The organism is Desulfoluna spongiiphila, assembly GCF_900101345.1.
In the GTDB taxonomy this organism is placed as follows: Bacteria; Desulfobacterota; Desulfobacteria; order Desulfobacterales; family Desulfolunaceae; genus Desulfoluna; species Desulfoluna spongiiphila.
Window position 1 is genome coordinate 199404 of sequence record NZ_FMUX01000003.1, and the last position, 20217, is coordinate 219620.

Below are 20217 nucleotides of genomic sequence, written 5' to 3' on the forward strand. Positions count from 1 at the left end.
GCCATGGTCATCTACGCCGACATCGAGTGGGAATACGCAGAATACGACGGATATTACGACAGCTTCCGGGTTGTCTCGGCAACGGATGAGTCCGGCAACGAGCTCGCCCAGCACCTGGCACCGGACCGGCGCTTCACGAGCCTCCACGAACTGCAAGATGCCCTCGCCTTGATCCTGGGAATCCCCGCCGGTGACATCATCCTCGACGGGGTGTAACATGGCGGGAAAAAACTCGCCTCCGGCGGCAAGGTGTGCCACCTTGAAAGCAGGTTGCGAAAGCTCTTTTCCCCTCGTTCCTCGGGGAAAAGAGCTTTCGCCTTTTATTCAGGGTATATTGGGAAAATCTTGGCTGATAGCTGTTTGTCAAAGCCAGCCCATGGAAACTTGGCAAACGTTTCGCCCCCGCCAGGGCCGTCGGAGGAACAGGTGAGACGTTCAACCGCCCTGTTTCACACCCAGGGTTATTTTGTAGAGCACGGTAAGGACCAGAAGACCGATGGCCGTTATGCCCGCCGAGATCATCAGTTCCATGAAGGAGGGCACATACTCCGTGACATGATGGAGGGGAGACGGAATGAAGCCGCCGGCGATCATGCCAAGGCCCTTGTCGATCCAGATGCCGACAAAAGCGCAGAGGCAGGCGGCCATAAGGACCGCCTCGTTGTTGCGGGTAACTGGGGGAACAAGCAGGAGCGCGGCCGCTCCCATGAGAAGCAGGGAGATCCGCATCCAGGGGACGAGAACCCCGTGGCCGTGGAGTCCCACGTAGAGGTACTTCAAATGATCCATGTGCTCCGGGATCCGGGAGTAAAACGCCACGAACACCTCACACCCCAGAAAAAAGAGATTGGCCACCATGCCGTAGGCGGTGATGACGGCAAGGGTCTTGATGGCCTTCTGGCCGGGATCGAAATCCGAGACCTTTCGAATGATAAAGCAGAGCAGGATCAGAAGGGCCGGTCCCGCCGCAAAGGCCGAGGCAAGGAACCGGGGAGCGAGAATGGCCGTCAGCCAGAAGCCCCGGCCGGGAAGGCCGCAGTAGATAAAGGCCGTCATGGTGTGAATGGCAAAGGCCATGGGGATGGACAGGTACACCAGCCCCTTGACCCAGGGGGCCGGCGGCACCCCGTTACGCTCGGCCTCAAGGACGTTCCAGCCGATGACGATATTCATGAGCAGATAGGCCATGAGCACGTTGCCGTCCCAGAACAGCATGGACGAAGGCGTGGCGTTAAGGAAGATGTTCAGGGCCCGAAAAGGCTGCCCCAGATGAATGAGCAGGTAGAGAAAGCACATCACAATGGAGGCCACGGCCAGGAACTCCCCCAGCACCGTGATCCGCCCGAAGGCCTTGTAGTCGTGCAGGTAATACGGCAGCACCAGCATCACGCCCCCTGCCGCCACCCCCACCAGAAAGGTCATCTGGGCCGTATAAAATCCCCAGGAGACATCCCGGCTCTGGCCCGTAACCATGAGCCCGTGCTCCAACTGCTGCCCATAACACAATGCCCCCAGCACCAGCACCGCAAGAAGCCCCCCAATCCACGCCCAATAACCTTTTCCGCCTTTTATCGCCAACTCAAGCATACGCCCTCCGCATAGAAAAAATCCAAAGCCTAACCAACAGAAACCTATCGGGGCGGAGTATACAGACCGCAAGTTAAGCGGGAATAAAACGGCAATAAAAAACCAAGCCTCCGGCGGCCCTGCCGGGGGCCAAACGTTTAAAAAGTTTGACAAACAGGTCTTAAGAAAGCCTTTCCAGGCTCCGCCGAAATAATTTCCACTTTTTCACATTAGAAACGTTTTTTGCGGAGCTTTTTTTCAAAAAAGCGACCCGCCGGAGGCAAGCTGAATAGTTACCAAAATTCATTATTAAGAATAATTTTTAAGACCTGTTTGTTAAACCAGTCTCTCTTGCGTAGACGGTTGCCGAATGTCACACATCACGCGAATCCTCCAAAAGCACGGGCATAACGGCAGCCTCCATGCATTCGCCACAGGGTTTCAAGGTGCCCCCACCTTGCCGCCGGAGGCGTTTCCTGTGCCCTGGGTTTCAGCCGATAAGCTGTTCGTACAACGCCGTGGTTTTTTCGTGCAGGGGGCAGCCCAGGGCCTCCATGTGGGTGCGGCAGGCCGTGTAGGTGGTCACCACACCGGCGTTGTTTCCCATGCGGGCATGCAGGCGCATAACGGAGCGGTAAACGGGTTCGGCATGGGGATCGAGACTCAGGTAGGTTTCGGCATAGGCAAGGGCTTTGGCGGGGTCCTCCGCCATATCGGAATGGGCCATGATCCGGGTGAGCAGGGCGAGGTACCGGGCGGTTAAGCCCTCGCGCTCCGGCTGGCACCAGGCGTCAAAGGGGTACTCTTCCAGGAAGGGCCCTTTCCAGCAGGCTTCGGCGGCAAGGAGATGTTCAAGGGGGGCGTCCTCCTCTTTGCCCAGGGCGTCCAGGTTGTCTGCAAACACCTCCACATCGATGCGACCGCCGTCGCCCAGGTCGAGCCGATAGGCATCCTGCTGCCTGACAAGGTAGGAGGAGGCCCCTTTGGCAGTGCGATGGGGCTCCAAGGTGGCGCGCAGGGCGCTCATGGCCACGTTGAACCGTTTGGCGGTCTTTTCCGCGTTTTCCTCTGGCCAGAGCAGCTCGATAAGGGTCTCCCGGTGAACGAACCCGGTGCGCCGCTTTGCCGCAAGGTAAAGAAAAATCGTCAGGGCCTTGGAGCTGGTCCAGGCCTCGGGGGGAATATCCCGGTCCCCCACGGTTGCGGTGAAGGGGCCCAGGAGGGTAAGGGTCAGCGGCGGCACGGCAAGGGGAGGCATGCGGGACAAAAGTACTTCCGCGCCGCGTTTGGCAAGGGGTTTTCCAGATTTTGCAAGGGCGCCGAGGCAATCCATGGCGGGCGTCCCCATGGCCTTGAGGATGCGCTCCACCAAAAACAGGTGATGTCCCGTCCCATGGCACCGGGCAAGAAGGGGGACCAGCTGATCCGGCTCCCCGGCCACCCGGTGTGCCAGGCCCGTGTTCTCGGCCAGGCACAGGGCCTGTTCAAACACGGCTTGGGCCTCTTCATGGCGGGAGGCCATGAGGTGACACCGGACCTCCAGAAGGTAATTGGCCAAAAGATGATGGGCGGCGGGCCGTACCTTGTCCCGGCTCTCTTTTAAAAGGCCAAGGGCCTTTTCCGGATCACCGTCCCTTAGGGCCAGGCCTGCCCTGCTGATTCCCAGGATCCCTTCGGTAACGGTGAGGCCGTAGCCATGGATGAGCCCGGTTGCGGTGTCGAGACAGACCCGGGCAGCCGCGGCATCGCCCCGCGCCAGGCTGATGTCATGGAACAGGTCGTGGGTGCAGGCCATGCCCCACCGGTTCCCCGGACACTCAAAAATGACAAGCCCCTTCCGCGCAAAGGCCTCGGCCCTGTCCAGGTCCCCGAGCCCAAAACAGTTCTGGGCCCAGGCCACATACACCCACCCTTTCTGGCTGTCTTTAAGGTCGATGGCCTCGGAAGCTTTGATACCCTGCTCCGCATAGACGCACCCCGCGTCAAACTCGCCCAGAAAAAAACAGTTCACGGAAAGCTGGTAATAGGTCAGGGGCAGGCAGAAGTCCAACCCGTGCTGCCTGGCCCTTTCAAGGCTCCGGCGGCACACGTCCATGGAGGCGGCAAAATCCCCGGCGTAGTAGAGCCGGTAGGCAAGAGAGGTCTCCACCAGGGTAAGTTTTGCCTCCCGGTCGGCCCCGGTCAGGAGGGAGACGGCCTCCATGGCCTCCTGGGTGTAAGCATCCGAGGCCTCCATATCCCCCAGCACCGCGGCAAAAAAAATAAGAAAGGTCATGGTGAGGGCGTAGGTGTCGGAGCCCCGGGCCTGGCCGCCGACGATCTGCTCCAGAAGGAGCCTGGCCTCACGCACGTTGCCGGTATAGTAGTAGAGAAACCCCAGGTTCGACAGGCACTTCATCTCGCTGGCCTCATCCCGGGCCCCGCGAAACAGGGTCAGGGCCCGTGTCAACAGGTCAATGGCCTCCCGGGGCATGCCCGCGCAGGACCGCAACTTGGCCTCTATCGTGAGGAGCTGGGGAGTCCGGTTCCGGTATGCAGCGGGAAAAGCGTCCAGGCAAGCCCTTAAAGAACGGACCTTGCCCTGGATGATAAACCGGGCTTCAAGGCCCTCCACGAGACGCCTGGCGTCATCGTACCACTGCCCGTCGAGGTAATGGTTCAGGGCCTCCAGGGCGTTGTCCTTCTCCATGGCGGCCCCCACGGCGAGGTGAAGGGCTCGGATCTCTTCACGGGGCACCCGCTCGGTGAGCTTTTCCCGCAGGAAATCCCGGAGCAAATGGTGGTACTGGAAAGACCGGCGATCCGCATCTAAAGAAAAGGTGAGCAGGTGCCGCTCTTCCAGGTCCCGGAGACGCTCCAGGGAGTCGTCCATGCCGAGGACAGAATCGCAAAGCCCGAACTCCAGGGTCGGCAACAGGGAACTCCTCAACAAAAAGTCCTGCTCGTGGGGGCTCAGTGTTTCAAAGACATTTTCTTCCAAATACGAAAACACATAGCCCCGGGAGCCTTTGAGCTCACACAGCCGGTTCTCCACCCCCCGGTCCCCCGTCCCTTGAAGGGAACACCGAAACAGCATCAGGCTGGCGGCCCACCCGCCGCTTTTTTCATGGAGATCGCCCAGGGCGTCCCTTGAAATGGAAATCCCGAACACCTTGGAAAAAAGAGCGCCAATCTCCTCTTTGGTAAAGGCAAGCTCCTGCTCCCCGATCTCCCGGGTCTCCCCCATGACGCGCAACCGCGAAAGGCGCACAAGGGGTGCCGTGCGGCTGATGAGGATGAAATGCAAAAGACGTGGCAGGCGCTCCAGGAGGAAATCCAGGGACTCGTTGATCTCTGCACTCTCCCGGACCAGGTGGTAATCGTCCAGGACAACGACGGTCTCTGAAGTGACAATTGCTTCAAGACGTTTCACAAAGACCAGGAGAAAGGCCTCCCGCTCCTGGCGGGACACCGAAGCCCTTTCCGGTAGCGCCGGAAACGTCCCCGGGAGTCCGGGGTCCAGGGCCTCAAAAGCGCTGATGAGATACCCCATGAACACCGAAAAGTCCTGGTCAAAGGCATCCAGCCGGTACCAGAGGGATCTCGCCCCGAGCTGCCGGAGGGCCCGGGCCACCAGGGTGCTCTTGCCGTACCCGGCACCGGCCACCACCGTTGTGATTTTTGTGCGGGACAAGTCACCGAAGCAGGCATGCAACCTCCCCCGGTCGAGGAGGCCCTGCTGGTGAGGCGGAAGAAGTTTGGAGTGAAGGATATCTGCCATGAAAAGGATGCCCTGCCCGAGATGTTGCCGATAAAAAACCATTGCCTGTTGGCAATCTATACCAGAAACACCGCCCAGGACCAGAACAAGATTGCCCCCTCGGCCTCCTGCAAAGGAGCCCTTGATCTTCACCGGGCACCGAATTAAACTAAAGGTATGTCTCGTCAACCAAAAAAACGGATGGTCCCATGGATTACAAGCAGATCAACGACGCCGAAGCCCTTGTCCTGATGCGCATGGAGGTTGCCGGCACCCTGCAAATCTGGGCGGAAGAGTCAAAAAACGACGGCACCACATCCCGCAGAAGGCCCCCCCGCCTCTTCCACATTGCCTTCCCCGGCGAAATCATGGCCCTTTCAAACCTTAACGCCAGCTACTCCCGGGAGGCCGATGCCGGCACATACACCGGTACCCTCCTGAGAACCTACAAGGCCTCCCCCTTCCTCGACTACGTCCGGGCCGAAACCTACGCAGCCTCCACCATGAAGCACCCCCTGCACCATTTCCAGCTCATCACCGAAGAGGCCATCATCGACGTCGTCACCATCACCCCGCCCCAGGTGGATGAAATCATGCTTTAATCGCCTACAGCCCGAACCGATACGCAAGATCGAAAAAACAAATCATAAGCTCCAGGTCCTCTGTTCCCAGGGTGCCCGGCAGGATCTCTTCGCTCTCATGACGGGACCAGGAGGCACCGAAGCGCCACTCCCAGTGGTCGGTGGTCTGAAAGCCACCGGCAAATTCCAGCCCCGGGGCGGACTTGTAGGAACCCACGGGATAGTCCAGGTCGGCATCAAGGTATCGCCAGATCACGCCCCCCTGCACAAAAAAACGGCCGTTTTCGCCGTCGCCGTGTTTGACGGGGTCGAAATACCACACCGGCCCCAGGCCCACGGTGACCCCGAAGAGGTCGGAGTCCACATTTCGGTTCAACGAGGGTTTCACGTCCCATCGATACCTGTCGTAACGGGCGCCCAGTTCCAGGGAGAAATGGTCGCTCACCGCATAATTCAGACGCAACACCGGGTAAAGTGCGTACCGAACGGTAAACTCACTCTCCTGGGCTTTGTACGACACACTCGTCTCACTGCCACCGGTTGCAAAACCGCCTCCCACGGCAAGGGAAAGGGGTCCGGCCACTGCAATCGTTTTCAACGGCAGGCTGCAGGCCAGGAACAGGAGGCCGAAGAACAGCCCCCGGCGAAGCCGACTCCAGCCCCCCCCAAGGACAGCCAGGACCAGAAGTCCAAAAGAAACGGTCCGACTTTTCAGCCCACGGTTTTGCGTCGCACCGATAAAACACGAGCCTCCGCTGTCGTTGTCCACATCCGGCGCGGCGGGAAGCACCGCCACCCCAAAGGGATCTTTCACCTCACCGTTGACCAGGCCATCCTCATCGCCGCGGCCGCCGTCGGTAATCCGGAGATACAGGGTGTCCCCTTCCATCCGACACAGGTCAGTGATATCCACATACGCCTTGCCTTTTTGAACCTTGTATACCCGGGCGTCCGAAGGAATGCCCGACGGGATGTGCACGGGCACCTCCAGGGTCGTTCCGGGGGTCATCTTCACCACTTTGTACGCCAGCAGACCGTCGGGAAAAACCAGGCCATCGGGTTTGCCCTCCTCCGGCCAGGTGGGGTCGCAGTCCGAGAGGGTTTTCACCTCGGCAAAGGAGGCACTGCCCTCCAGGGAGCTCGCGTCCAGCTCAAAGGCCCCTGTGTTGGTGGCGGCCCGAACCGTCACGCGGCGGCTGTCTCCGGGGTACGCCTCCAGATTATCAGGGACCCCGTCGCTGTCCTGATCTTCGCCTTCCACCACCGTGGTGAACCGGATCACCCGGTCGGCAGACGGGGAAGCTCCCGAAATCGCCATGACCTCCTTGGAGATCGTCCAGACACAGGCACTTCCGGAAGAAAGCGCTTTCGTCGGCACAAGGGTTAAAGAGAACTCATCGGGATTGTAGGTCACCCCAAAGGGGACCGCTTCGCCCTTGCACAGAAGGGTCACGGTTTCCGGGGAGAGGGAGCCGGGGTCCATGGCTTCGCCAAAAAACGCCTTGGGGGCGATGTTCGCAGGAATATCCGTATCGCCGTCTGCGACATTGGCACCGACAATCCAAGGAAAGGTCCCCACCGGAAGACGGGCGGTCAAGTTCAAGCGTGCCTCATCATCTGAGACATCCGGATCCTTCTGGTCCACGTCCATGATCCTGGCCCCGAGGTGAAGCTTGCCTTTGGCGGATACCCGGGCCGACACATGCAGTTTTTTCTCCTCGCCGGCGGTCAGGGACCCGGCATTCCAGGTACCCAGGTCTGAATCGTACGCCCCTTTGCCGTCATCCTCCACACGGTCCAACCCCATGGGCAGCAAGGCAAACACCCGCACACCCGTGGCATCGTCCGGGCCATTGTTCCGAACCGTCAGGGAGAGGGTTACCCGATCCCCCAGCTCCGGGGAGACCGCATCAACGCCAAGGGCCACTCCAAGGTCCGAACGAGCCTCTTCCGCCACAAACCGGGCGGTGACATTCCTGGCAGCATCCATGGTGACGGTACAGGGCCCGGTGCCCGAGCACGCCACGCCGGACCACCCCGCAAACCGGTACCCCTCCGCAGGGCTGGCCGTCAAGGTCACCTCGATGCCCTCATCCAGCTCTTCCGTGCAGTCACCGCCACAGGTGATGCCGTCTGGACTGCTGGCCACGGTACCCGCACCGACGGGCTGGACCGCCACGGTCAAGGGATGCTGTTCAACGGACGGGGCCCCCGTGTCCCCCGCCTTGATGCTGGCCCCGGAGTCCTCAAAGCCCCAGGCGATGAACTGGACCTTTTTATTGCTGAACACCTCGACCTGCATCCAGCCGTATCGATCGTTGGCCGTGTCTTCGTCTCCGCCGTTAAACTTCAGCCCAAGGTAGCCGGTTGAATGTTTGTCAACAAATGTCCCGTAGCTGTCGAACCAATCTGCAGAACCAGGACCGCACTCATTGGAAATGATGGCGTCCTCCTGAAAGAGACACACTTCATTTTTACTGATCGATCGTGCAACCCCTTGAAAGGCAATAGTGGGAGACTTGTAGCATCCCAACATAACACTACCACTGGCCGTAGCGATAAGGTTTCCATAGCCTGAAATAACCATGCGTAAATAGGTATCCCCACCCACACTGACAGTCGAGTTGGGCAAGGCCTTGGTATAAATCTCCGCCAAGGCCACCGGCGGTGCCACCATCCCGGCCATGCCCACAGAGAGGGCCAACCCCGCCAGCCCCCATGTTTTCTTCTCTTCAAGAGAAACGGTGGCCCGCACCCCTTGAGAGTACTCGGACAATGCCCTGTTGAATCCCTGCGTTTGGTTTTCATCTAAACGATTTTTATTTTTCATGGCTCTCTTTCAAGCACCCCATTGGTTTCATCCCATCCCCGCCCAGGAACCCGTACACCGGGTACCAGGTTTGCTTCGTCCTCACCCAGCCCGACTCAGGCCGGCCCCCCATCCGGTGCCGCCCTCTTTCGGTAGAGTCGCGGGTCCACAGCGCCTGCCATGCGGCCCTCATCAAGACCGCCGCCCAAAAAGGCATTGACCCGTTTCGCCGTCTCAGCCGCTTCGGCCAGGGAGGCGTTGTAATCGATGAAGAGGATCGGAATCCCGCGATTGCCGAGCATCGCCTTGATCCGCCCCACCTGCCGCAAATACACAGCGCCAAGCTGCCCTGGGGAAAGATCCGCCCCTCGTTTTCCCGAACGCTCCAACATCCGGTCCTGTGATCGAATCACCTCCTCCATGTGCCGCTCCATGAAAATCACCCGAAACGGCAAAGCCATGCCCCGGGGGAGGTGCCCAAGAAGCTGGGCCACAATCTTGACCGTCTTTCCTTTGGCCTCCGGCAGCCAGGAGGCGTCAGAGGCAAGTCCTTTTGCCTTTTCGCATTCGAAATACCCCTTGGGGTTGTCGTCGTCCGGACGGCGCACATGATCGGTATAAGGTAACATACCGCCAGCTTTGAGCATCTGCATCATCATGGAGGTGCCGGAACGAGGCAGGCCCGAGACAATGACCACCGTGTCGGCGATCTCCGCGGCCTGCGCCTCCACTTGCGGGGCGTCCCCTTCGGTACCCCGTGACCCCGTGATTTGACGGCATGCGAGCGCCTCGGATTCCGCCATCGGCACGATATCCCCGGTTTTCAGGCCGTCGATACGCCGGCGTGCCTCCCGGGCCAACGCCCGGTGGCGCTCGGCCGCGGCATCGTCTTTGATAAAGAATTTATACACATGGGCCAGCAACCGGTGAGGCGCCGGAAAATCGGGGCTTTGAGAAACCGCCATCTTCAGGGCGTCCTTCGCCTTGTCGGAGAGCCCCATATGAACCAGGGCCTTTCCAAGGAGAAAATGACCCATGGGGTTGTAATACCGAAGTCCCACGGAGGTCAGCGCCCCCTCGGCGGCCTCAAGATACCGTCGCAGGACCATGGCGCACCGGCTCAACCCCAGGAAGGCCTCGGCGTTGTCCGGGTCAAGGGTGAGCACCCGCTTAAAATTCGTCTCCGCATCGGTCCAGCACCGCATCTTCAGGTACACATCCCCCAGCTTGAGATAGAGGCTGGGCTGCCCGGTGTCCGCCTTTTCTGCGTTTTTCAGGTGAACCAGGGCCTGCTCCATGTTCTCTTCCGCAACATGCTGAACGCCCAGGAGAAACTCCATGGCATAGGGCGTGGGACGGGCTTCGTTGACCCGTTTACGAAGCAGTGCCCCGTCGTTTTCGCTTAACGGCTCGGACGCCTCCAGCCGGGCCCGGTATCCCTCAAGCTGCCGGGCGGCCTCTTCCGCACCCTGTTTCCTTTGGGCAACCAGAGCCGTCAACACCCGACGGGCCTCCTCGATCTGACCGAGCATCTGCAGGCAAGTCACCCGCTGAACCCCGTAACGGTAAGCCCCCGGCACCGCCCCATGCAACTCAGTTAAAACGGCCACAGCGTCCGCGTACCGGGAGGCGTCCATGTACGAGCAGGCGAGGTTGTATTTTAGCTCGCGCACGGTATCGGCCACCGCCTTTTCCCGGTCCGCGTCCGGAGAGGCGATATAGCCTAAGTCCACCAGCTGCCGGATCGCTTCCGCGGCCTCGACGGAGTCCATTCGTCGATCCGCAGGATGGCTGCCGTCCTCCCCGAGCACCTGATCCCAGCTTGGGATCGTTTCGAGGGCCGGCGCCGTTTGAAAGGCGTTCAGAAGTGGTTTCCCATCCATGTCCTCGCCGACAGGCAGGCCAAAAAGGGTCAAAATTGTGGGACAGATATCCAGGAGGGTGGCCCCGAAGACCAACTCGTCTTGTTTGATGCCTGGCCCCTTCATGGCGACAACGCCGTAGTGGCGATGTTCCGCCGCCGGGCCCGCCGGTTCGTCCGGGATCCCCCGGAGCCGCAGGTGGTCCGAATGGAAGCCGTGATCCGAGATGAGGATCACCGTGGTCTCCTCTCCCGCCTCGGCAAGGAGGCGCCCGAGCATTCGGTCGTGATAGACGTACCCGCTCTCCACCACCCGATGGTAGCGGTTAAAATCTGCCTCATCCACCCACTCAAGGCGGGGTGGGTGGTAACGCATGAAGCCATGGCAGAAATGATCGATGGCGTCGAAATAGACGGCCGTCAAATCCCAGGGCTCGTAGCGCATGGACGCCACCGCGGCGTTGCAGATATTGGTGCAGTCACCGATGATTTTGGCCAGGGACTCGATGCGGCGATCCTTTTCTTGATCCACCTCGGCGAGGCTCGGGACAAAATTCCGGATCACGGAGGCATCGAGCTCCTGGGGGTGAAGTCGCAGGTCACGGAAACTCGGACTCAGCCGCCCGGGGTGCACCGTCCCCGGCGCCATGGGCCAGGGCTGGCCAAAAGGAGCGACGGCCCGGGGGTAATGGTTGGAGACCATCACCCCGTTGATGGGCTCGGCCGGGTGGGAGGGCCACCAGCCGATCACATTGGACTTCATGCCGTGCTGCCCGAGAATGTTCCAGATCGCTTTGGTCTTTCGGGAGAGGTTGGAGATGGGTCGAATCCCATCTGTGTGGGGGTCGGGTTCGGTAAACCCTAAAATGCCGTGTTTGAAGGGCCGCTTTCCTGTGGCAATGGAGGTCCAGAGCATGGGGGAGAGCCCGGGGTAGAGAGAGGCCAGGTTGCCCCTTACCCCGCTATTCACCAACGTTTCCAGGTTGGGCATCTTCCCGCTGTCCATCAAAGGCGTGATGACCTTCCAGTCCGCCGCATCCCATCCGATAACCAACACGCGCGAAGGGGATGTCATAAATCGTATTCCTCAACCACCATTTTTTTGATATTCCAAACCATCAAAAACACATTAAAAAATCATAAAATCAACCCCTTACAAATACACATTCATCAACACACTAATAACTATACTGTTATTTCAAAACGAAAAAAAAGTTAAAAGAAGGCTAAAATCAGAAAACACTCTCCCACAAGAAACAAAGAAACCCGACAGACGGACGTCTGTCGGGTTTCTTTGTAATATGGATAAGAAATGCATCCGGCGGCCCTACCAGGGGCAAAACGCATCCGCAACCTGCTTTCCACCAGAGACTTTTTTTTGAGCTGAATAGTTACTAAAAAATTTGATAAACACGCATTACTTGCTGCGTGGACCATAGGGGCCCAAGGCCGGCGAAACCTGGCTCAAAATCTCCCGGGCCACCGGAGTTAATCCGAATAAACCCCAAAAAGACACGCGCTGTCTTCACCACTGAATACACCGTAATACGCGTACCTTTCGGCACGGACGAAAACGGTTAAAAAAAAACCTCAATGGCGAAGCTGGGCTTCAGCCCCTTGCTTTTGTGCACTTATATGGAGAGATACTGCCGCTGCTCCCGACCCGAGATATGCACCCGGTCGTCTTCCCACTCCTGGATTTTCAGAGTCATGAAGTTGTCATAGAGTTTGTCCCCCAGGAACCCCTTGAGAAAATCACTGCGCTCCGCCTCCACCAGGGCTTCATAGAATGTTCGAGGCAAGAAGCGTTCGTCCCAGACCTTCATCTTGTAATCCCGGTCATAGGTACTGCCCTTGTCGGGGATGCCGTTGGCGAGTTTCTCCCGGATGCCCTGAAGCCCCATGGCGATAAGGGTTGCCATCTGAAGGTAGACATTGCCGGCCGGATCCGGGTTGCGCAGCTCGATGCGGGTGGCCGAAGGGCTGGTGGTGTAGGGGACCCGCACCATGGAGCTGCGGTTTCGAAAGCCCCAGCCACGGACGATGGGGGCCTCTTTCTCCACCACATACGCTTTGTAGGAATTCACGGTGGAGGCCATGACCACGGAGGTTTCCCGAGCGTACTTGATAATCCCGGCAATGAACTGACGGGCCACGATGCTTAAGTTCTGGTCTGCGCCCTCATCGTAGAAGAGATTGGTCCCCTCGCTGTCCTGAATGGACAGGTGCATGTGAAAGGCGTTGCGGTTGTGTTCTTTAAAGGGCTTGGGCATGAAACTGGCGTAAAACCCGTTCTCCTGGGCCACCCGCTGGGCCACGTAGGTGAATAAGAGGGTGCGGTCGGCGGCGCTGACGGGGTCGGTGCACTCCAGGTTGATCTCATGCTGGGACGGGGTGACTTCGTGGTGGGATTTTTCGTAAACGATGCCGCAGCGCTCCAGGACATCGGTGATCTGCTGGCGGATGGCCTGGCCCTTGTCGTGGGGGGTGGAGTGAAAGTACCCGGCCCGGTCGGTGTGCACGTCCGAGGGAAACCCCCGCTTTGCCGTCAGGGCGAATTCATCGCCGTTAAGAAGGAAAAATTCGTGCTCGGGGCCCACCAGGAACCGGAACCCGAACTCCTCTTCGGCGCCCCGGACCACCTCCTGAAGGATGGTTCGCGGATCCACGGCGGCCGGTGCCCCCTGCTCGTTGAGCACATTGGCGATGAAAAACCCCACCTTCTCCTCTTCAAAGGGAATCTGCCAGAGGCTGTCCGCGTCCGGCATCAGGATGCGATCGCTGTGCTCCACGTTGGCGAATCCGGCAATGGAGCTGCCGTCAAACCCCACGCCGTTTTCAAAAATATCGCCGATTTTGTGCTTGTTCACCGACAGATTCATGAGCCTGCCGTTGAGGTCCGTAAAAAAAAGCTTGGTGCAATCCACGTGTTCAAGCTGACTGTCTACCTCGTCCATAATCTCCTACCCAGGTGTCGTTTCTGCCACAACAGCAAAGGGACATTCCCCTTCGCCATTCGTTTACGCATAAAGAACAATGATCCAGATTTACCACGAAATTATTTTGAACTCAATATAAGTTTCATCCGCGCCCGGCGAGTTTTCTCCATAATATCTTCAAAAAAAGCCCTTAAAACCCCACCAAATTAATTACAGCACAATATATTTCCCACATCCTGCGCCCCTCCGAGCGCCAGGGGCCGCCCCCTTCGGCTGGCACCCGACACGACCTCACCCACCGGGCCACACGTAAAAAAAAGCGCCCGCCCCTCCGAGAGATGAAGCTTGACGTAACCGATGATCTCTGAGACAAAAATGAGGTATTATCAACAACCACTTACAGCCTGCGAAGGCCTGCGGGCAGCGATCCCACAACCATTGACATAACGCGAATACATGACGACAGGCCCGGCGATGAATCGCCACCACAGGGGTCACGACGGCCACAGGGCCGGGTCTTTCCACGGGTGACGAGGGAGGAAGAGATGTCCGACAGTCTGTACATTGCGGGAACAGAGGCGAGAAGCGGGAAATCAGCCATTGTACTGGGGGTTATGGAGCTGTTGCACCGCAAGATCGGCCGGGTGGGTTTTTTCCGCCCCATCATTTCAGGCCTTGAAGAGCGGGACAGCAACACCCACCTCATCGCCACCCATTTCGGCCTGGAGACCCCGTACGAAAAAATGTACGGTTTCTCGGCCAAGGAGGCCACGGACCTGGCCGCCGACGGCAGGCCCATGGAGGTGATTGAGGGCATCATCAAAAAATACAACGAACTCAAGGAGACCTGCGATTTCATCGTCTGCGACGGCACCAACTACGCAACTTCCACGGCCGCCTTCGAGTTCGACATCAACGCGGAGATCAGCAAAAACCTCTCCTGCCCGGTGCTGCTGGTGGCCAACGGCCACGGGAAATCCACCCGGGAAACCGTGCGATCCATGGAGGTGGCCTTAGAGTCCCTTCAGGACAAAAAATGCCAGACCATAGGGGCTGTCATCAACCGCACGGCGCCGGAGCAGACCGAAGAGATCGTCCATCGCCTCCGAACCAACCCCCAGGCGGCCTCCCTGCTCATCTACGGCATCCCGGAGAATCCGGCCCTGGCGCGCCCCACCGTGGGGGAGGTGGCCCGGATCCTGGAGGCCGAGGTCCTCTGCGGGGAAAAATGGCTCGGCTTCCATGTCAGCAGCTTCACCATCGGCGCCATGCAGATCCAGAACCTCTTGAAGCGAGTCCAACGGGGAACCCTGGTCATCACCGCAGGGGACCGAACCGACGTCATCGTGGCCTGCCTGGCGGCCGGGGCTTCCACCTCCCGCCAGACCATCGCGGGCATGATCCTCACAGGGGGATTGAGACCCGACGACACCATCATGGACCTGCTCACCACCTCCCCCCGAAGTTTTCCGGTCCTCAGCGTTCAGGAAGACACCTTTCCCGTCACCAGCCGGGTCAGCCGCCTCCACACCAAAATCTCCCCGGACGACGACCGGAAGATCACCCAGCTCCTCGCCCTCTTCGAGAACCATGTGGATACAGTCGAACTGGAGCGGGCCCTTGTCACCACCCGGGCGGCCATCGTCACCCCGAAGATGTTTGAGTACAACCTCATCCAGCGGGCAAAAAAGAAAAAACAGCACATCGTTCTGCCCGAAGGGGACGAGGAGAGAATCCTGCGGGCAGCCGAACTCCTCCTCCAGCGGGAGGTTGCCGACATCACCCTGCTGGGCAACACCGAGCACATCCAGGAAAAGATCACCCGCCTGGGTTTGCGGCTGACCAAAGCCCGGATCATCGATCCCGACACCTCCCCCCTCCTTGAGTCCTATGCCCGGACCTATTACGAGCTTCGCAAGCACAAGGGCATCACCGAAGAGAACGCTTGGGACGTGGTCAAGGGGCGGAATTTCTTTGCCACCATGATGGTCCGCCAGGGCGACGCCGATGCCATGGTCTCCGGGGCGGTTCACAGCACGGCGGACACCATCCGGCCCGCCCTGCAGATCATCCGCACCAAACCCGGGGTCTCCCTGGTCTCCAGCGTCTTTCTCATGTGCCTGGAAGACCGGGTCCTCGTCTACGGAGACTGCGCGGTGAACCCCGACCCCGATGCCGCCCAGCTTGCCGAAATCGCCATCAGCTCGGCTGAAACCGCACGCACCTTTCACATCGAGCCCACGGTGGCCCTCCTCTCCTACTCCACCGGCGGCTCCGGCAGCGGCGCCGATGTGGAGAAGGTCCGCGAGGCCACGCGCCTTGCCAAAGAGATGGCCGAAAACCAAAAGCTCACCCTTAAGATCGAAGGGCCCATCCAGTACGACGCCGCCGTGGATTCGGCTGTGGCCCGCACCAAGCTCCCCGACAGCGAGGTGGCCGGCAAGGCAACGGTCTTTATCTTCCCGGACTTAAACACCGGCAACAACACCTACAAAGCGGTGCAGCGCTCCGCCGACGCCGTGGCTGTGGGGCCCATCCTCCAAGGCCTCCGCTACCCGGTGAACGACCTCAGCCGGGGCTGCACCGTGGCCGACATCGTCAACACCGTGGCCATCACGGCCATCCAGGCCCAGGCAGCCCGGGAAGACAATCCCCGGTAGCCATGGGTTTTCCCCCTTTGCACCTCCCCTCGGGGAGTGGTAGTATTGTACAAACGGTAAAAAAAATCGCTCAGCCCGGCAGAGCCTCCGGCGTTCCTGCCGGGGGCCATCGGAGCAGCGACAGAACTGGAACCTGCGGAACCTTTCGTACCAAAGGATTTACATACGCATCACTAAACAAAACGGCCGACATCCATGCCTGCATACTGCACCCCTTCCGAGCCCCTTGCCCGCCGGGACATCGCTCGGGTCCCGACACCCGGTCACGCCCCCGATGCTGAAACGCCAGGGGATCGCCACTGCCTCCGCACCTCGGTGCTGCAAGCCATCTCTCAGCGCGCCTTTGGCAAAAAACGGTCCCTGCTCATGGAAGCCCAGGCCGGCCAGGGGAAAACCACCTTTGCCCGGCAATACCTGGACCATGTAACCACCCGGGGCCTCTGGTGCTGCCTTGAACCCGGGGACACCGATGCCGCCCACCTCATCGCAAGGCTTTACAGCCTTCTGAAAAGCTCGATCAAGCCCTTTGCCTCCCGCCTGGTGGCCACCAGGCTCGCCAGGGGCGACATCTCCTACCAGGGCATGGGAAAAATCGCGAAGGTCCTCCGTGCCGATCTCAAAAAAGCCCTTAAGACCGACCTGTTTATTGTCTTTGACGACCTGCATCACATTGAAAATTCACCGGCCGCACTCAAATTCCTCACGGGCTTTTTGTCGCAACCCAACCAAGGTCTCTACTTTATTCTCATCTCAAGGCGCCGCATCCCACGACAAGTCCGGGCCCTGTTCCAGTCCGGCCAGTGCGTGTACCTGGACAGCCGGACCCTGGCCTTCAGCCGGGAAGAGACCCGGGAGTTTGTGCACCGATGCCTGGAGATCCCGCTCTCCCGCGAGCAGCTCCACCGCCTCCATCGGGACACCTGCGGCTGGATCATGGGGATTAAATCCAGGTGCCTTGGAATGACCAGCGCCAGGTCCGTTCCCTTAGACGGAAACGCGACGCTCGATGTGTGCTATTTTGACGAAGAGGTCTACCCGGCCATGGCAGCCCATGTCTCGAACGCCCTGCTCAAACTGGCCCTGTTGGAGGAGATCCCTCTGCCCCTTGCCCGGCAGGCAGAAGATGAAAAAAGCCTGTGCGAGACCCTGGCTTACCTGTGCCGCAACCACTTTTTTCTCTCCCGGGGAGAAGCCAACGACGACACCTACGCCTTTCACCCCCTCTTCAGGGATTTTCTGGGGACAAAATGCAGGGAGCAGTGCCCGCCCCATGAGATTGCCCAATTTCTGGACATGGCGGGAAAATGGTACGAAAAGTCCCATGCCTTCCTCAACGCCCTCTCCTGCTATGTCCAAACCCAAAACGCCGATGCCGTTGAAGCCCTTCTGGAACGACACGGGGTCTCTATCTACCGGACAGAAGAGCCCCATGCGGTCTACGATCTCCTGCGACGGATCCCCGGCTGCGAGTCCGAAACCAGGGGCTGGACTCTCTATTTTTCAGGACTCCTGGCCCTTGAAGCGGACCCGGCCTCTGCTTTGGGGTTCCTCCACCTCTCCCGCACCCTCTTTGTTACCGGGGAGAATCTTTCCGGGGAATTCCTGGCCACCACAGAGATCTGCATCAGCCACATCCTCATGGACGCCCATATCAGCGTGGCAATCCCCCTTTTTGACAGGGCCACGGAGCTGTTCAACCGCCTTCGCCCCAGCCTCTCCCCCTTCTGCCTGACACGGGCCGCCACGGCCTTAGGGACCTGCCACCTCTTTTTTTCCGGAGACACCAACGCCTCGGAGGCCTGCGCCTCCCTTGCCAAGGCAACGGCCCGTGAGCATGGCATGCAGACCCTTCTTGTGGAGGCGTACACGGCGTCCTGCTTCAACCGCATGGGACGAGGCAGATTCTTCAAGTCCGCAGAAGAACTCGACGCGCAGTTCGTTCATCTCTCCCACCCGGGGACAAAGGCATCCGCCAGGCTGCGTGCCGGGCTGGCCCAGCTCAACCAGCTTGAAATCACAGGCGATTTTTTCAACTACAACCACTTGAAGCCCATCCTCCACCGCCAGACGCGCCATGACCTGCTTCGGCACACGGTGTTCCAGGGCATCTCGCCCCTCTGGGAGACCTGCCAGGCCCTTGCGACGGGTGACCCGGACCAGGCCCTGCAGCTCATCGATAACGCCCTTGCCTCGGACAAAGCCCCACACAACGCCCATTTACAGAGCCAGCTCCGCCATTACCAGGCCTACATCTACGGATTAAAAAACGAACCGGAAAAAGCGTTGCAGGCAGCCTCGGTCTCCCTTGCCCTTCGGGATCAGGCCACGGTCCCTTACTTTGTCACCCTCCAGGCCATGGTGTTGGGGGCCATGTACGTTCAGCTCGACAGGCCGGAAGAGGCCGAAGCCTTCCTGGGCCGGGCCATCGAAAAAAGCAGGGGCTCGGGAGAGCGGTTCATCCGATGCGGCGCCCTTGCCCACCGCGCCCTCCTGAACCTCAAGCGTCAACGGACCACGGAGGCCTTTGAGGACACCCGAAACCTGCTCTCCCTCATGGAAAAAGAGCGGTACGTGCACTTTGATACCTGGACGCCCCGGGTCATGCTCCCCGTGCTGCAATTCGCCCATGCCAGGGGCATCATGCCCGATGTTGCACTGGCCCTGGCCGAGGACCGGTTAAACATCTCCTTTGACGCGCAAAGCAGGATCCTGCCCCTGCTTGAGATCACCACCCTGGGGCGCTTTGGCCTGTACGTGGAAGGCCATGAACTCCTGGACGGCACCCGGCTGAGCCACAACGAGCAGCGTCTTCTCGCCGCCATCATCTGCTCCCCCTCGCGCAGCATCGGGATCCACGCCATGTTTCATATGATATGGCCGGACTCCGACGAGGAAAAAGCACTGAAAGCCCTGAAAGTCATGCTCTTCAGGCTCAGGAAAAAAATCTCTCACCCGGCCCGCCACCCCGACTTTGATTTTCAGGACTACCTCCAGCATAAAAACAGGCAGCTCTTCCTGGCCCACTGCCGCATTGACGCCCATGACTTTCTGGATGCCGCCTCACGGGGGACCGCTCAATGCCGGAACCATCAACACTGGCAGGCTTGCAACTCCTTCCGGTACGCCCTCTCCCTCTGGAAAGGCCCCTTTCTTCAGAGCATCGCCTACGACGATGCCGCCGGGGAGTTCAACGACCGCTTTTTCTTGAACACACTGAGCAACGCCGCAACCAGCTGGAGCGCCCTCATCGCCACACACGGCGATCCGTCCCGTGAAGACCTGGAGCTTATTGAGCGATCGGTCTCCCGAGGTGCCGGCACCGCCGACATGTTGAAAAACCTGTTCGATCTCCACACTGCCGCCGGAAACACGGGTAAAATCCGCGATCTCACCCTTGCTTACCGGGACGCCCTTATCCGGACCGGATACACCGAAGAGGAGGTAAATGAGGAACTCGACAGGCTGTGGGACCATGAGAATGGCATGTCAACAGATTTACCCGCACATAAAACGCATCCATAAACACTTGATATACAGACACATACCACTACCACTTTCACACCACAACGGCACAACCCCCGGATTCGTAACCGAAATGTAACTCCTCTTTTTATATGGTTGCCTTGGTTTGGTGACCACAGAGGTTTTACTCAGCCTCAAGCAAAACAAGGGAACTATCAAAAAAACATTGAACACGCATTGGGCTGTATCGTACATACACGGCGGCCCTCAGCAGACAGCGGTCTTGTTTTTCTTCTCCCTTGATAGAAGCATCCCAGGTAATTTTCAGTATAAAACGACGTACCCAACTCAGGGGCTCACGCATGGATCCGATGCAACACCAGAGGACCTGCTGTCGGCCGGAGCGTTCCAGCTTTCCATACGCTGACGCATCGCGCCCGGAAGACAGCCTGCCTTGTTGCCTGTCACGGTTCCTGTGGTGCAGGAGTCCTGATACAGGTGTATAGGGCAAGCATCGAATCTGTCGATATGGCCTTGTGAGAACTCATCCGGGGGGGAGAGTTCTCCTTCGCCGCACCGTACCGGTTCAGGCTTTTTCAG

Annotated in this window: 9 protein-coding genes; 4 read left to right on the top strand and 5 right to left on the bottom strand. The window is 59.3% G+C overall.

What is annotated here, in order from left to right:
* Nucleotides 1-3: 3 nt before the first annotated feature.
* The gene (locus tag BLQ12_RS06170; protein ID WP_092209337.1) at nucleotides 4-216 is read left to right on the top strand and encodes a hypothetical protein; all 213 of its coding nucleotides are present in this window, start codon (nucleotides 4-6) and stop codon (nucleotides 214-216) included.
* Nucleotides 217-435: 219 nt separating this feature from the next.
* On the opposite strand, the gene dsrP is transcribed toward BLQ12_RS06170, so the two are convergent.
* Nucleotides 436-1587 carry a sulfate reduction electron transfer complex DsrMKJOP subunit DsrP gene (dsrP, locus tag BLQ12_RS06175; protein ID WP_092209339.1) on the bottom strand — a complete coding sequence of 384 codons (1152 nt, stop codon included), beginning with the start codon at nucleotides 1585-1587 and terminating at the stop codon, nucleotides 436-438.
* 469 nt (nucleotides 1588-2056) lie between these two features.
* Entirely contained in the window at nucleotides 2057-5326 is a 3270-nt protein-coding gene (locus BLQ12_RS06180) for an AfsR/SARP family transcriptional regulator (RefSeq protein ID WP_139163875.1), read from the bottom strand.
* Nucleotides 5327-5514: 188 nt separating this feature from the next.
* Here BLQ12_RS06180 and BLQ12_RS06185 point away from each other — a divergent pair, with 188 nt between their 5' ends.
* Entirely contained in the window at nucleotides 5515-5907 is a 393-nt protein-coding gene (locus BLQ12_RS06185; protein ID WP_092209343.1) for a hypothetical protein, read from the top strand.
* Between the two features lie 4 nt (nucleotides 5908-5911).
* Here the strand turns inward: BLQ12_RS06185 and BLQ12_RS06190 are convergent, their stop codons facing one another.
* From BLQ12_RS06190 to BLQ12_RS06200, 3 genes are all read right to left on the bottom strand, one after another.
* The gene (locus BLQ12_RS06190) at nucleotides 5912-8716 is read right to left on the bottom strand and encodes a choice-of-anchor U domain-containing protein (RefSeq protein ID WP_092209345.1); all 2805 of its coding nucleotides are present in this window, start codon (nucleotides 8714-8716) and stop codon (nucleotides 5912-5914) included.
* A gap of 95 nt (nucleotides 8717-8811) precedes the next feature.
* Nucleotides 8812-11631 (bottom strand): alkaline phosphatase family protein, encoded by a 2820-nt coding sequence (locus tag BLQ12_RS06195; RefSeq protein WP_092209347.1) that lies wholly within the window; start codon nucleotides 11629-11631, stop codon nucleotides 8812-8814.
* A gap of 556 nt (nucleotides 11632-12187) precedes the next feature.
* Complete coding sequence (locus tag BLQ12_RS06200; protein WP_092209349.1) at nucleotides 12188-13513, bottom strand: glutamine synthetase family protein; 1326 nt, start codon at nucleotides 13511-13513, stop codon at nucleotides 12188-12190.
* Nucleotides 13514-14040: 527 nt separating this feature from the next.
* Between BLQ12_RS06200 and pta the strand changes: the two genes are divergently transcribed.
* Nucleotides 14041-16155: a phosphate acetyltransferase gene (pta, locus tag BLQ12_RS06205; RefSeq protein WP_092209351.1), complete on the top strand. Its 2115-nt coding sequence runs from the start codon at nucleotides 14041-14043 to the stop codon at nucleotides 16153-16155.
* A gap of 195 nt (nucleotides 16156-16350) precedes the next feature.
* Nucleotides 16351-19677 (top strand): AfsR/SARP family transcriptional regulator, encoded by a 3327-nt coding sequence (locus BLQ12_RS06210; protein ID WP_092209353.1) that lies wholly within the window; start codon nucleotides 16351-16353, stop codon nucleotides 19675-19677.
* The last annotated feature ends 540 nt before the right edge of the window (nucleotides 19678-20217 follow it).